At 40.5% G+C, this 14,736-nt stretch carries 16 protein-coding genes; 7 read left to right on the forward strand and 9 right to left on the reverse strand.

What is annotated here, in order from left to right:
• Positions 1-337: 337 nt before the first annotated feature.
• The 4 genes from IBX40_05430 to IBX40_05445 form a co-directional block, all read right to left on the reverse strand.
• Complete coding sequence (locus tag IBX40_05430; GenBank protein ID MBE0523760.1) at positions 338-784, reverse strand: winged helix-turn-helix transcriptional regulator; 447 nt, start codon at positions 782-784, stop codon at positions 338-340.
• Between the two features lie 6 nt (positions 785-790).
• A complete protein-coding gene (locus tag IBX40_05435; GenBank protein MBE0523761.1) occupies positions 791-2,077 on the reverse strand; it encodes an ATP-binding protein in 1,287 nt (428 codons plus the stop codon).
• A gap of 219 nt (positions 2,078-2,296) precedes the next feature.
• Positions 2,297-2,773, reverse strand: coding sequence for a hypothetical protein (locus IBX40_05440; protein ID MBE0523762.1), 477 nt, complete (start codon positions 2,771-2,773; stop codon positions 2,297-2,299).
• Between the two features lie 287 nt (positions 2,774-3,060).
• On the reverse strand, positions 3,061-3,354 hold the full coding sequence (locus tag IBX40_05445; GenBank protein ID MBE0523763.1) for a hypothetical protein: 294 nt from the start codon (positions 3,352-3,354) through the stop codon (positions 3,061-3,063).
• Between the two features lie 189 nt (positions 3,355-3,543).
• Here IBX40_05445 and IBX40_05450 point away from each other — a divergent pair, with 189 nt between their 5' ends.
• From IBX40_05450 to IBX40_05470, 5 genes are all read left to right on the forward strand, one after another.
• Positions 3,544-3,828: a winged helix DNA-binding protein gene (locus IBX40_05450; GenBank protein MBE0523764.1), complete on the forward strand. Its 285-nt coding sequence runs from the start codon at positions 3,544-3,546 to the stop codon at positions 3,826-3,828.
• 532 nt (positions 3,829-4,360) lie between these two features.
• On the forward strand, positions 4,361-4,582 hold the full coding sequence (locus tag IBX40_05455; protein ID MBE0523765.1) for a hypothetical protein: 222 nt from the start codon (positions 4,361-4,363) through the stop codon (positions 4,580-4,582).
• A 212-nt stretch (positions 4,583-4,794) separates the two neighbouring features.
• Positions 4,795-5,829: a methyltransferase domain-containing protein gene (locus IBX40_05460; GenBank protein ID MBE0523766.1), complete on the forward strand. Its 1,035-nt coding sequence runs from the start codon at positions 4,795-4,797 to the stop codon at positions 5,827-5,829.
• 85 nt (positions 5,830-5,914) lie between these two features.
• Complete coding sequence (locus IBX40_05465; GenBank protein MBE0523767.1) at positions 5,915-6,712, forward strand: mechanosensitive ion channel; 798 nt, start codon at positions 5,915-5,917, stop codon at positions 6,710-6,712.
• Complete coding sequence (locus IBX40_05470; GenBank protein MBE0523768.1) at positions 6,709-8,940, forward strand: amino acid permease; 2,232 nt, start codon at positions 6,709-6,711, stop codon at positions 8,938-8,940. Before IBX40_05465 ends, IBX40_05470 begins: the two co-directional genes overlap by 4 nt.
• Before the next feature lie 39 nt (positions 8,941-8,979).
• On the opposite strand, the gene IBX40_05475 is transcribed toward IBX40_05470, so the two are convergent.
• The 4 genes from IBX40_05475 to IBX40_05490 all read right to left on the reverse strand — a co-directional run bounded on the left by IBX40_05475 (position 8,980) and on the right by IBX40_05490 (position 13,228).
• Positions 8,980-10,413, reverse strand: a complete 1,434-nt coding sequence (locus tag IBX40_05475; protein ID MBE0523769.1) for a transposase — start codon at positions 10,411-10,413, stop codon at positions 8,980-8,982.
• 195 nt (positions 10,414-10,608) lie between these two features.
• Positions 10,609-11,643 (reverse strand): TIGR00341 family protein, encoded by a 1,035-nt coding sequence (locus IBX40_05480; protein ID MBE0523770.1) that lies wholly within the window; start codon positions 11,641-11,643, stop codon positions 10,609-10,611.
• A 50-nt stretch (positions 11,644-11,693) separates the two neighbouring features.
• A complete protein-coding gene (locus IBX40_05485; GenBank protein ID MBE0523771.1) occupies positions 11,694-12,524 on the reverse strand; it encodes a mechanosensitive ion channel family protein in 831 nt (276 codons plus the stop codon).
• Positions 12,521-13,228, reverse strand: coding sequence for a DUF432 domain-containing protein (locus IBX40_05490; GenBank protein MBE0523772.1), 708 nt, complete (start codon positions 13,226-13,228; stop codon positions 12,521-12,523). The genes IBX40_05485 and IBX40_05490 overlap by 4 nt, the downstream gene beginning before the upstream one ends.
• 127 nt (positions 13,229-13,355) lie before the next feature.
• On the opposite strand from IBX40_05490, the gene IBX40_05495 reads away from it, so the two are divergent.
• Both IBX40_05495 and IBX40_05500 read left to right on the forward strand, forming a co-directional pair.
• The gene (locus IBX40_05495; protein ID MBE0523773.1) at positions 13,356-14,144 is read left to right on the forward strand and encodes a mechanosensitive ion channel family protein; all 789 of its coding nucleotides are present in this window, start codon (positions 13,356-13,358) and stop codon (positions 14,142-14,144) included.
• An 8-nt stretch (positions 14,145-14,152) separates the two neighbouring features.
• Positions 14,153-14,320 carry a hypothetical protein gene (locus tag IBX40_05500; protein ID MBE0523774.1) on the forward strand — a complete coding sequence of 56 codons (168 nt, stop codon included), beginning with the start codon at positions 14,153-14,155 and terminating at the stop codon, positions 14,318-14,320.
• A gap of 238 nt (positions 14,321-14,558) precedes the next feature.
• Here the strand turns inward: IBX40_05500 and IBX40_05505 are convergent.
• Positions 14,559-14,736: PDZ domain-containing protein (locus tag IBX40_05505; protein MBE0523775.1), on the reverse strand; the 178-nt coding region annotated here is incomplete at its 5' end.

Raw genomic sequence — 14,736 nt, forward strand, 5'->3', positions numbered from 1 at the left:
TTCTTAGAAGAGGGAGAGCGAGTAATCGCTCTTTCTTATTCGGCTCTAATCCGTGTCATCTGTGTTCTATTTAAACTAAATTGGTTAATCATAAAAAATCATTGGTTCTTTGGAAAACGATACGTATCGAGCCAGTCAAACTCCTTAACCGATGACTAATGAAGTGCGCTTTGATGAGGAGATCAAGATTGTTGAAGGAAGTTGTTCATAAACAAAAAAAGTGCGAGTCCGAAGAGGGGATTTATTACAAACAACCCCTATCGTCAAAAATTAAACATTTTAATCCAGCAACCATTTTCACAAAGCCACGAACCTAACACACCTGCCGCCGTGCCTTTCAATAGTTCCGTTGTCGTTCAGGATTATGTTGCATTCGCTTGGATTGAAAGGTCAATCGGTCACTGTTGGGCAAAAGTGCCTCATTGACATTTGGTTTTTCAACGTCGGTTAAAACGTGAGGTTTTTGCGCCTCCAAATAATCATGAATTTCATACAGTTTTTCATCACCCAAAACGGTTTCGATGAGGATATTGTTGAGCTGTTCAATATTTTTCACGATCGGTGATTCTAGATCAATGCTGTAATATGCAGCATTAGCCCTTTTCTCTGAGTTCAGAATACCCCATTTAACAAACTTTTTTGCGATTCGGGTGGCAGTTACTCTTGAAACTCCTACTTCTTCTGCCAATTCAGTAATATTGAAATCCATTCCGTCCAGCAGTAAGAGGTATTCAAGCATTCTCAATTCACAATTGTTTCCCAACAAGCCTTCAAAAGGTTTCATTTATTATCACTCCAACAACCATTTCCACAAAGCCACAAACCTAACACTCTTATCACCATGCATTTCAACAGTCTCCACATCATCCGTGATTATCGTGCCCTCACTTAATTCGAACTCATCCATAGCTTCAAGCAAACCTGCAACCTCGCGCTTTCTGTTTTGCTCTGTCAGGGAATAGCAGACCTGTATGGCTTGTGTAACTTCTTCCCCCCTCTTTGTCACAAAGTCGCACTCATTCTTGCCTCTGAAATAATAAACATCCCCATCTGCTCTGTATAATTTCAGGAATACCGTGTTCTCATAAAGTTTGCCTAAGTCTTCACTGAACTTGAAGCTCACAGTATTGCGTAGTCCCTGGTCGATGGCATAGACCTTGCGTGGATTTACTTCCTGTTCCTTGAGTGAATATGAAAATCTCTTCACGAAAAAGATCATATAAGCATTGCTGAGATGATCGGAATACCTCTCAACACTGTTCGGGCTTATTCCTGTGAAGTTTGCTATTTTCCGAAAAGATGCAGGAGCTCCGACATTGGTCAAATAGTATTTCGCAAGACTTCGTAATTTATCAATTTTTGTGACCTTGTGCCGCTCAGCGATGTCCCGGATGATCACATCATTAAAATATTCGCGCAGGATATCGGTTTTGCCGTCCAGCAGGACAACAAGGGGGAATCCGCCGGATGAAAGATAGTTTCGCATCATCTGCCTGATCTTCAACTTATTTGTCACAATATCCAGCTTTGTCTCCAATTTCAGGTCGTTGAATTCCAGAAACTCCCTGAACGTCAGCGGAAACACATGGATATCAACATGCCTGCCTGTAAGTGCAGTGCCAAGTTCCTTGCTTAGTAACTTTGCAGACGAGCCAGATACGAAGATGTTTGCGCTCCCCTTCTCATGCAGTGCGCGCACAAAACGCTCCCAGCCTTCAATGTGCTGGATCTCATCAAGGAATAGATTGGGAGTTATGGTTGGCTGTACGATCTCCAGATATGCATCAAATGCATCAATTAGAAACTCAACCGACAACTCGTCAATGAATTTTGGCTCTTCAAAATTCAAATAAAGGAAATTCCTTTTGTCCTCTCCTTTATCGATCATTCTTTTAATATATTGTTTCATCAGGGTAGATTTCCCTGACCGCCTGACTCCAGTTATAACAACAACCTGTTTTGTTGTTATCATTTCTTCAAATTGATGAAGATACCATTCCCTCAAGATCCCACAGTCAGGAGTATGTGACCAGAAGTTCCATTCGTCAAGGATCTCGATTATTTTTTCTTTTTCCATATTGTTGGTTATGTGTCATATATTTAAAAGTCAATCGGTCGCTTTTGTCTAATATTGACCTATGGACATAATCACTTTTGCCTAATATAGACTGATGTACATAGTCACTTTAGTCAACAGTAACTTTTTGATGATGAGACAATCCGCCTGCGGCGGTCACGTTGGTTTTAGTTTTAAGTTGAAAATAAAAAAAAAGAAAAAGGATGATTATATCACCCTTTATCTTCCAAATTGTCCAGACATTTTATGTTGGCCAAATCCGCCAAGCATGCCAAGCTGTTCTCTAAGCTCTTCTACTGTTTCGTAATCTCCATCCTGCTTTGCCTGATGAAGCTGAACAAGTAATTCAAAGTCGTCCTCATTCTGGATCTTTGATAGCATTGGCCAGTTCTCTGCTGCTACCTTAAAGGCTTCATAGTCTCCAGCCTCTATAGCCTGTATCTTGGCCTCTCTTAGCTCTCGCATTTCAGCCCTTGCTGTATGCTTTGCTACACGCTCATTGAAGTTTTCCTCTGTCAATCTGTCTGACATCACTGCTTTCCAGGCATCGTAGTCTTTTGCTTCAATGGCATTCACCACATCTTCCCTGCTTTCAGGATCCATTCCAAAGAAATTTCCTCTGAAAGCTGATGCTGCTCCTATTGAAAACACAAGCACCATCACTGCCAGGACACTCAATATACTAATTTTATTCAATTTTATCACCTCAAATTACTATATTATCAGAACATCTTTATAAGCAAAAAGAAGGTAAAATGTACACTTTACGTCCACTTTTATTATTTATGTTCAGGAAGAATAGTAGTATATATGCCACCGTTTCATCTGATCGATCCCACCAGATTGGTTGTAGAGCTTTCCTACACACTTATTGTTGTATTTCTTTGCTTTACCATTTATTATAAAACCAAAGAAATCTATGATCTGACAAATCATGAAGGGATAAATTATTTTAGATTAACCTTCCTTTTTTTCGGATTTGCTTATATTTCCAGATTCATATTTGTTTTAATAAAATTGATGGGAGTAACATTTGATCTTGATTTTCCAAGATATATGTTCGGAAATTTTCCTCTGGTTCTTATCGGATACTTCAGCACAATGGCAATTCTTTCATTGACATATAGCATACTCTGGAAGAAGCTGCAGATCAAACATATTTTTTTAATATTTAATGTCATTGCACTTCTGATATCCGGTATTGCATTTTTTTCGAGATCTTCGTCTATTTTAACACTGGCACAGGCAGTATTGCTCATTTTTACATCAATAATCATAGCTTACTATATCATAAGCAAATCTGGAAAGATCTCCCGGCTTTATATGTTATATATTTTATTTTTCCTGTTCTGGATAGTCAATCTAATCGCATTGGGTCCAAGAAGATTTATTCCATTTGAAATTCAGACAGTATTTCAGATTATATCGGTTGTAGTGATTGGAATAATCTATCGTAGGGTGGCTAAATGGACCAGATAAAGCGTAAAAGGGATCGCTTGGAAGTGATTTATGATATATTGAAGATTATCAGACATCACAATAATTCCATAAAGCCTACACCTCTATTAAGATATTCAAATTTATCATCACAAAGTTTTTCTGAATATTTAAATGAATTATTGGAAAAAGGTTTACTCAAAGAGATTATTGATGAGAAGGGAAAGAAGTTCTTAACTTTGACTGATAAAGGTTTCAAATATCTTGAAAAATATAAATTGATCTTAGGTTTCATTGAAGAATTTGAATTATGATTATTTTCTAATTGAGCATTATTGACGTCCGAGGTTGTGACAACAAAAAACAGTCTTTTAATTTGGCCATAGATATGTTAACCAAAACTCCAAATCAAAAAATCTTCACACTAAAAGTATACATATTTTTACACATCTTAAATTGCTTACTTTTGACTGCTCTTAAATGACCAAGATTATAAATACAAATAAATTATACCTACACTTAACAGTTAGCTTATCAAAATTACATGTCGAGCGGGGATAACTCGTTTATATGCGCTTATTTTAGGTTAATTGATTGAATAATCAGAGGAATTTATTGCATACACAACAAGATGAAAATGCTTCCAACAGGTGCGTTTCACGATGTCACAATCGAGGACATTACCATATAGGAGATTTAATAGCCCATATCCAGGGTTTGTGGTTTTTTAAGCCAGGCACGAAAGTTGGAGATCGGTTAATAGTAAGATTGAAGAGTCATGCGTAAATTCGCAATTACAGTCCTGGCTTAAAATTGCATAAAACAACAAAATAAAGGAGATAAAATATGAACGATAGAAGAGGCGGCGGCGGCGGTTTCCGTGGCGGAAGAGGCGGTAGTGGCGGTAGTGGCGATAGAGGTGGCTTCAGACCAAGTGGTCCACGTGAAATGCATAAAGCAACTTGCGCAGACTGTGGTGAAGAAACTGAAGTGCCTTTTGCACCCGATCCAGATAGACCGGTGTACTGCAGAGATTGCTACCAAAGTCATAAACCAAAGAGATTTTAATTCGAAACTTTATATAAATAAAGTTTACCTGTGCGTTTAAATTAGGATACTTCTAATTAAAACGCCATATTTTTTATTTTTTACTAATTAGAATTTATTAAACTGTCAAATAGTTTTTCCTTACAAAATAGAAGACATTCTCAAAAAGAAAGAAGTTCGAAGTTTCAAACTTAGGTAACAACTAAACCATTTCACATTAAATAGAGGATCAAATGGAAAAAATAAGCAGCCCCAAATTCAGCAAACCCATTTACACATGCGGTGATGGCCTTAGATTTGCCACTCCCGAGATCGTGGCACGATACAGGGCCGGAAGATTACACACCAGTATACTGGCCGATATAAGCTGCGGGATCGGGGGCCAGACCATTTTTTTTGCCAGGGAATGCCAGAAGGTCTATGGGGTGGACATTGCGGGGGATAAATTACAATGTGCACAAAAGAACGACAGCCTGTACAATTTCGGTAATATCACCTTTATCGAAGGGAATGCCCTTTCAACTCAAATCGTAGAACAGGTGACTGATGCTGATATAATCTTCAGCGACCCGGCCAGGCCTGCTGCTGAAACCGTAAGGCAGACAGACAGTCTGAGGCCAGGTATACCTATGGTGCTGGATGTCTACAAGGATATTACTGATAAATTCGCCTTTGAAGCACCCCCCCAGATGCCTCCCGAACGCATAGATTTCGATTGCGAGCGGGAATATATCAGTGTGGATGGGAAATTAAACAGACTTACCCTCTATTTAGGGCCGTTAAAACAGTGTGAGCGCTCGGCAGTGGTGCTGGAGGAGACTGCATTCCATAAATTAGAATCAGAGGACAAATCACAATTACCTGAAATCGCAGAAATTGATGAACCAAAGACGTACGCTTTTGAGCCAGATCCAGCGGTTGTGAAGGCTGGATTGTTGGGGGAGCTGGTTCTGGAATTGAAACAACCTTTAGAAATGGTACAAATTGATGCAAAACGAAAATTATTAACTTCAGATATTCTTATTGACTCACCGTTTTTCAAGAACACTTTTCAACTTATCGGGAAAGTCCCTTATGACTGCAGGCAGATCAATAGTTTTCTACAAGGGACTGATATCGGGATTGCTGTCATACGCTTCAATATTGCACCTGAAAAATATTGGGACATAAGAAATAAGATCGAAAAAGACCTTACTGGAGGGAAAACAGCCCATTTATTTAAAATATCACGTTCTATTTACCTATTTGAAAACCTTAGAACATCATAAGACAGGAAAATATTTGAAAGAAGTAGACATATAAAGAGAGAAAAGTTATAGGTAAAGTAAATCAGCTTCCTAATAGGAGGAGTCCATGGTATCTTTTGATCAGGAACAATTAACCTTATTTGCAATTGAAATTCTTGTTTTTTTTCTTATCATACTAATAACTGCAATAATAGCTACTATCTCAAAAGTATTGATCAATAAAGCCACACAATCAAGTTCACAATTTCTTGCAACCCGTATCAAACGGTACGTTATTCTCCTTATTTGGGCTATAGGAATTATTTTTGCCATAAGTCAGGTTGGCATATCCACTGACATCCTCATCCTGCTGCTGGCGGTGGCGGGTATCGGTTTTATAGCTTCTGCGTATCCTATTCTCCAGAACATTATATCCTACTCCTTTTTCAACCTGCAGTATAAGGTAGAGGATGTAATATCTATTAACGAGCACCGGGGGAAGGTTATAGAGATCACTGATATTAATACAGTACTGTTGGACGACAATGGTGATCTGGTCTCTGTTCCCAATGTGCTGTTCGTAAAAGGGACATGGACGAAACATCAAATATCTGGATATGAATTTACCTTACCATTGGTCATTAAAAAAGACATTGATGTGGTAGATTTCGAAAAAGCGATACTGGAATCCTTACAGGAATGGAAGAATTACTTCAAAAAAGCACCCAATATCGTTACAACCCACATAGGGGAGAAGACAACCGAACTCTCACTCATCCTGAATTTGAAGGATCCTGCAAAAAAAAGCCTGGTAACTGCGGAGATCAACCAAGTAATCGACAGGTTAATATCTGAGTTCACTGAAAAAGCCGTAAACTCCCAAAAAGAGTCCAAGATCAAGGAAATAAAGGACATCGGTAAATGACTGACCAGATAGAACTCAGCCGTGAGATGGGAGTGCTCAGCGCCACCATGATCGGTGTCGGTGCCATGATAGGGGCGGGCATATTCGTCCTTACAGGCATAGCTGCCGGAGAGGCGGGGCCGGGTTTGTTGCTGGTATTTTTCTTAAACGGTGTTGTAACTACCTTTACTGCCATGACATATGCTGAGCTGAGCTCAGCAATTCCAGAGGCCGGAGGCGGGTATCTCTGGGTCAAACATGCCCTGCCCAGCATCAACGGCTTTCTAAGTGGCTGGATGAGCTGGTTCGCCCACGCAGTGGCCGGCAGCCTGTATGCCCTGGGATTCGGGGCATATTTCGGTTTGCTGCTGGATGCTTATAATATTTCAATTTTTGGGCTTTCCGAAGGTAACCTCATCAAATTCCTGGCTGTAGTTATTGCATTGATATTCATCTATATCAACTATATGGGTGCTTCTGAAACAGGAGCCATAGCCAATATAATAGGTATTATCAAGATCGCTATTCTGGGTATATTTATTGTTTCAGGGCTGCACACCATGTACTACCGCCCCGAATTCTATGCAAATTTCGATCCGTTCCTGCCAAACGGATTCGGCGGTGTGTTCGCTGCAATGGGTCTCACGTTCATCGCTTTTGAAGGTTACGAGGTCATTGCCCAGACCGCAGAAGAGATCAAGAACCCGAAGAAGAATCTTCCCAGAGCTATCTTTATTTCGCTCATCGTGGTCATTCCCATCTACCTGCTTGTTGCATTCGTTGCATTGGGGGCCATGGATACTGATATTCCTACCTGGCAGTACCTTGGCCAGTACCAGGAACTGGGCCTGGTGGAAGCAGCCCGCCAGTTCATGCCCTTTGGGACATTCTTATTGCTGGTGGGAGGGCTTGTTTCCACCATGTCGGCCCTGAATGCTACCACCTTTTCATCCACCAGGGTTTCCTTTGCCATGGGTCGGGATCACAACCTGCTCGGTATCTTCAAAAGGATCCATCCTGTGAAGCGGACGCCCTATACTGCCCTTTTCATCTCTGGAGCGCTGATCATTGTCATGGCCCTGAGCCTTCCCATCGAGGATGTCGCCAGCGCTTCGGCAGTAATGTTCCTGCTTCTGTTCCTGCAGGTCAACCTGGCAGTTATCGTGATACGCAGGAAATACGGAAAAGAACTGGAATACGGGTACAAGATCCCGTTCTTCCCGATCATTCCAATTCTTGGTATAATTACCCAGCTGTTTTTGGCACTGTACATGTTCAGTTACAGCCCTGTTGGATGGTATGCTATAATAATATGGATCTCTATCGGTTTTATGGTCTATTTTGGCTATTCAGTGAAAAAAGAAAAGATCGAAAAGGGGAAGATCGCCCGTCAGGTATCCCCGGGCGAGTACCGCGTGGTGGTTGCCATGTCTAACCTCAAGAATGTGGAACCGCTCATCACAATGGGTGCGGGGCTGGCAAAAGCCCGGAACAGCGAGGTGGTGGCCTTATATATCATCGGTGTCCCCCACCAGACCTTCCTTGAAACGGGAAGTCAATTTATTGAGAACTCGAAGCCCATTTTCGAGAAGGCGGTCTCTACCGGGGAAAAGGTCGGTGTTCGGGTCTTAAAGAAAACCGTTGTGTCCCATTCCCATGACATCCCGGAAGCAATCCTGGACGTGGTAAGAACAGGAAAGAGCAATATTATCCTTTTAGGGGGTACAGACCGTGTATTCAAAGGCAAGATCAAACAGAGTATTCCCCAGATCGTGATGAGGAACGCTGATTGTGACGTGGGGATATTTTTCCCCAGGGAATTTAAGGAGATAAAGAAAATCCTGGTGCCGGTAGGTCAGGGAGAGCATGCATACCGCATCGGGATAGCTGATAATCTTGCAAATTTCTTTGATGCGGAAATGACTCTTTTTACTGTAGTCAAGGATGAAAGCCTTGTCGGATCAGCACAAAAAATGCAGCAAAAAACGGCTGGTTTATTCGAAAGAGAATTTGACACCCGGATAGAAGTATCAAGGTCAGTTGAAGAAGCCATCTTAAACAAAGCAACCGACTATGACCTCATAATAATGGGCCCGTCAACAGAGTGGATCATGCATGATGTTCTATTCGGCTCCCTTCCAGATAAGATCATCAAGAAATCAAAGTGCAGTGTATTGATCATCAAACAACCAAAACAGCACGCTGAATCCTGGATCGAGATGATGATCGACAGGATTAGAAGATGGTAAGTGGTTCAAACCTTTTGAGAAACCGTAACTCCGCAAAATTTAACCCATAGGTATCATATCTTCGAATAATACATACATATCTTCAGCTCTCTTGGGAGCTTTAGCAAAATAATCTCGTCCACCTTTTTCCACAATTTTCTGCATCTTTGAGAGTTCAAAGAATGCTTCATTAACTGAGATCTTGTGGTTCAGTCCCTTTTCCCTCAACCGTTTAAGGACTCCAAAATAGATTCTCAAAGCGAGGAATGCAACAAAGAAATATCCTCTCACTCCTTCATCTGCTTGTAAATAAGTCTTATCAGCTTCTAGTTCATTTTTCATAAAATCAAATGCAAGTTCAACTTCTTCCCTTCCCTTGTAAAGTTCAAAAATCTCAATAACAGATTTTTCTTTAAGGTTTGAAACTAATCCTATTATCCCAGCTCTTCTCTTTTTGACCTCATATTCCTCCTGACTTATAGTTCCTTCAATCAGCTTTTTCAATAATGCACCTTCTTGTTCACCTTTCAATCGAGGATCTTCAAAACATAAAAGTGATCCATGTGGGTTATCGAGTTTAGTGCCCCTGATCGGTCTTTTTAGATAAAGAAATTGTTCATTCCAGGGAATATTTTCAATACCAAGATACTTCGAATCTTTTTTAAGGGGAACAATATAGCTTATGTTTTCAGCATCTAAATCATCAAGAAGTTTATAGGATGAAAAACCTCTATCAAATATAAAACCAAAATCTCTTGCAGGCAATCGCTTCACAAATTCTCTTATAGTTTTGATATCTTTCATTGAACCATGGAACACATCAATGCCAACCGGTAGGTTTTCCGTTTTTGAAAATGCCATAATTACACCAAGTTGTTCCAGAAATTTATGATGGGCATTGTATCCCTTTTCAGCCATCTTTATGTTTTCAGAATATGTGAAGATCGCTGTTAGATCATAAAGAATTAGATCATTTTTTTGTATAAGTTTGGAAAATAAGTTGTACCAATCGGAGACATTAGTACCAATTTGATGAAGAAGGGAAGATGTGTGATTGGGTGAAAGATTCACTTCAATTTCGCGTGAAAGATACATCTTTGACCATTGAGATGGCAACAGTCTCAGAGGTTTTGGATCGATAGCTTTTAAGATGGCCATAGCAATTATATCCTGACCATAAGGTACAATTTCAAACAGGATTTTCTCAACATCTTCAATTAAAGTGTGAGCTAGAGCGACGTTCCCATATTCAAAAATTTCTCTGTATGATTGTTTTATGCGCTTTCTTTTTCCTTTTTCTCTGAATTGTCCGTCAATGGTGATTTTACCAATATAGTTAGTAATCTTACGGGTTGTTTTCTTTTTTGCATCCCATTCGCTGGTTGCTTGATAAATGTAGAAATGACCGTTGATATTTTTTAATTCGATATAAAAGTCGTACTGTTTCCGAAGTTTTTCAAAGGCATTTTCAACTTTCTGAGGTACGTTTGACATGATAATCATATGGGTTATTTGATATGGGTTATATTAATGCATTCGTATATATAGCTTACGCTTATAAATTAGAAATTTTATAGAAAAATTAACCAAGTAAGTTGACTTATTAGCCCCATTGAAATAAAATAATCGACACCTATAGAGCTTTTAGTTAATATTGTTACAAATGAATGGAGTAATTAATGGAGTTATCTATGGGTTAAAAAAATGAGGAGTTAAGGGAGAAAAGAGGATTAATACCAGTGCAATTAGCAGTAATGTCCACAGCATAATGGCCATCTTTGTTGCTTTTATGGCCCTGTCAGCTTCCCATAACTTTCTGGGCTGAATTCCCTGAATCCAGAAGGTCATAACCCCTGCCAGGTTAATACAGATCAAATTTACCAGCACCAACATTCCGGCTCCAGTTGCCAATACCCAGTTCCCTGAACCCAGCATCATGCCGAAAACCACCAGAGGTGGAAGCAGTGCCACCGCCACCATCACGCCGATTAGAGCACTGGAAACCCCGGTGGTAATTGATAATGCTGCTGCACTGCCAGCGGCCAGGGCCATAATGATATCGCCCAGACTCACCCTTGTCCTGGATATGATCTGGGGAATATCAGGATCAAATTTTAACAGATAGCCAATAACGGCAGCAAAAGAAAGGACGGCAAGAATTCCGGCAGTATTTGCTTTTAAGGCACTGCGGGCAAGATCGACATCACCCAGGGTGGTGGCAAGGGACAGGGCCAGGTTGGGACCCAGCAGGGGTGCTATGACCATGGCGCCTATAATGACTGCCACATTGTCCTGCAATATGCCAACTGCCGCTACCACGGAAGATAGCAGGGCAAGAATGACAAAGATCTTTGATAATTTGATGGTGGCATCAATATCAGCATACAGTTCCACGCGGCTGATCCTGGATTTTTTTTGCTTTGTTTTCTGTTCAGGTTGGGCTTCTTCTCCCTCATGTCTCTCTTCCTTGGATGGGGCTGGCCTTGGTAAGGATGCTTCCACCTGAATCAGGAATATGCGGTACCCTTCCACCCGGGAAATATGTTTTTCCAGCAGGTCCAGCACTTCTTCAGTCTCTTCCGTGGGTAGCAGTATCTTGATGTTGACCAGGTCCTTTGAGAACCTTTCCTGCCACATATCCAGGAACTTGCGATCCTTTAATGCCTGTTGTACACGATATTCATCTTTTGGAGGGATAAATATCTCAATCAACCGGAGTGCCATAATTATATGATTATCTGAAAATCAAATAGTTCTATGTATTTGTCTTCTCCCTATTGGATCTCTTTCTTGGAAAGCTCGTTTGCAAACCAGACTGTTCTTTGTGGGAATGCGATCTCAATTCCATTCTCTTCCAGGGTCTTTTTGATGATCCAGAGCATTTCGGTCTTGACACTATACCAATCAGTAACAGGTGCCCAAATCCTGACTATAATATTGACCGCATTATCACCCAGGGTATCGACGAACACTGAGGGTGTTGGATTTTTCAAAGCAAAAGGATTTTCTGATATCAGGTTCTCAATTATATCAATTGCCTGGTCAGCATCGTCCTCATATCGGATCCCGACTACATATTCGAACCGCCTGGCCACATTGGCCACGTAATTGGTGATGGTAGTGGTGAACACCTTTTCATTTGGTATTCTGACATACAGCCCATCATAGGTCCTGATGATAGTGGAGATAATACTGATATCTTCCACAGTCCCCGAATTTCCATCTATGTTCACCAGGTTTCCCACTTTTATGGGCCTCTCGATCATGAGGAAAAGTCCAGATATCAGATTACCCACTATACTCTGACTTGCAAAACCTATTACCAGACCGAACACACTCCCGGCCACGAGTATACTGGATTCCTGTACGTTGAGGGTGGGAAGCACAAAGAACAATATAGCAATAATAATGATCGAGTACGATATGACCTTCAGGACGATCTCCAGGTGGTCCTTGCTCATCTTCTCCCTGAACGATCGCCTGAAATAGAATGTTGCCAACTTGCTGACAAAAAATGCTAATATAATAGTTACGACAACTATAACAAATCTGAAGATCGGGCTTTCATAGGCCTGTATGAACGGAGTCATTTCAGTAAGGTTCATAACCCCTCCCCCATCAGGAATTTCGGACCCAGTACCGATACCTTTCTAGCATTATAGAGTTCAATTGATTTTGTCATACCAGCTTTGAGTGGTGCATTGCTGAAAACCGTTTCTGCCATTTGATCGCCTAAGATCTTCATTTTAGCCTTCATGGATACCAGGGAATGGCTGTAATAGATCCTCATATCATAGGCATTAAACACGGCTTTGGATACTTCGACCCAGCGTGTCGTGGTATTCTCGATTTTGACTTCCATGACACCTTCCATAATTGGATTTGTTTCCGGTATCTTAGAATACACACTGCTGTTCCAGTATTTGCAGATAACTCCGCTGGCCGGGTCGCCATATAATGTGAACTTCTGATTGACAAGGGTCAACACGTCAAGTATCTCAAAATTTTTGTTGTTGGAGATAAAAACGCCTATTTCGATAGGGAATTTGATGTAGATGATCTTCGATGTACCAGGTCCTATAACTATGGATTTATCGAACTCAACTAGCAAAAATGAAGTAATCTCTTTTGGTCGGTTCAGGGGTTCAATAGGATTGAGTAGTACTTTGCCTGTATCGAACAAGAGTGTTTTTTCTTCAGTCCCATAAAAGGCTTTCCTTTTATAGGTATATAGGTTATCTTCTTTCTCAACAGACAATGAGATCCCCTCATGTTCAATGTTAAAAGGGATATCATATGAGCCAAACATTCAATTGAAAAGGGGTGGGTGGGAATTTAACAGTTTTGGTAATTCAATCAGGATCATCTTTCTTTGGGGTCATCTGGTGTGTTGGCAACGATACTTTAATGCACTTCTGGATAAATACTTAGTAAGAATGGTATTCGAATCACTTTTTGCTGATAATATTAACGTTTTTATCGAGAGGATCGGATACGTTATTATAATTATTTTCACGGCTTCATTTACTGCAAAAACCATCGCAACAATAATATCACGGATCGGAAAAAAATCCGGTCTTCCCGCTAACGTCACAAGATGGATTAACAAGATCATTACTTATTTTATTGGATTTATAGGTCTGGTGTTGATACTTGACGTTTTTCATTTGAATATTAACACATTTTTAGCCAGTTTTGGGATTGTGGGATTGATAATCGGTCTGAGTTCCCAGGCGATCATATCAAACTTTATTGCAGGTATCCCTGTTATGCTTGAGAAGCCGTTCTACAGAGGAGATATTATCGATATTTCAGGAGTTCAGGGAACTGTTGAGGATATCAGCATCAGGAGCACACGGATAAAAACAATGGATGGAAAAGTGATTACTGTCCCTAACTCCACATTAACCTCAAATTCGGTTATCAATTATTCAAAAGCAGGCAGGATCCAGGTGAGGATTCCGATTAGTTTTCCACCGGAAGCTGATCTTGAAAAAATCAAACAAATTATGATAGCAGCAGCAAAGGATATTGAAGGGATACGCCCGTATCACATAGAAGTACTGTCAACAGGAATGACGCTGAGCGGCCTCTCAAAGAATATAATTGTTGAGTATCGCTTCTGGATTGACCGATTTATTGAAAAAGACAGGATTTCGTCTCAAGTTCTGAGTAGAATCAAAGATGATTTCAAAAATGAACAAATTATTATGACATCAGTGTAACCGATCCTTTGTGTGCAACCAATAAAACTGGTGATGATTCCTCAATTGCTTTTACCACCTCAGGATCTCCACTAAATGTGGTTGTAAAAGCCTCTACCAGACCAATAGACGGATTTGAAGACCTGACTAACCATGGAATACTCGCACATATCGAGGAGAAACTTGAACATATATAAAAATACCAAACAACCACGGCTTTCTTTGCCAGATCTTACCTGCCGAGCATAGGATTTCGATCCTCATTGGATAAGGGGTTTGTGGAAGATAAAATAATCCTCCTCAGAATTATAACATCCCCTTCATTCCCGTTTAAACCCAATCCTGCAATTCCTTATCTATTGCTTTAATAGTTTTCAATATCAGTGTTCATATGCAAGCCGAATTACATCTTCATCAGATCGGCTGGGGACCTGTCTACGCAGGTGGTGGAAGTTTAGGAGTAGGCGCTTTCTCAAGCACAATCTCAAGCTGTACCTTTCCCTGACCCCGGAACAGTTCCAAACGGACCTTGTCACCCAATGCATGTTTATTCATCACCTTTATCAGGTCCCTCACATTATTGATTTCCACATTATCCAAACTGATTATGATG

The organism is Methanosarcinales archaeon (assembly GCA_014859725.1).
In the GTDB taxonomy this organism is placed as follows: Archaea; Halobacteriota; Methanosarcinia; order Methanosarcinales; family Methanocomedenaceae; genus Kmv04.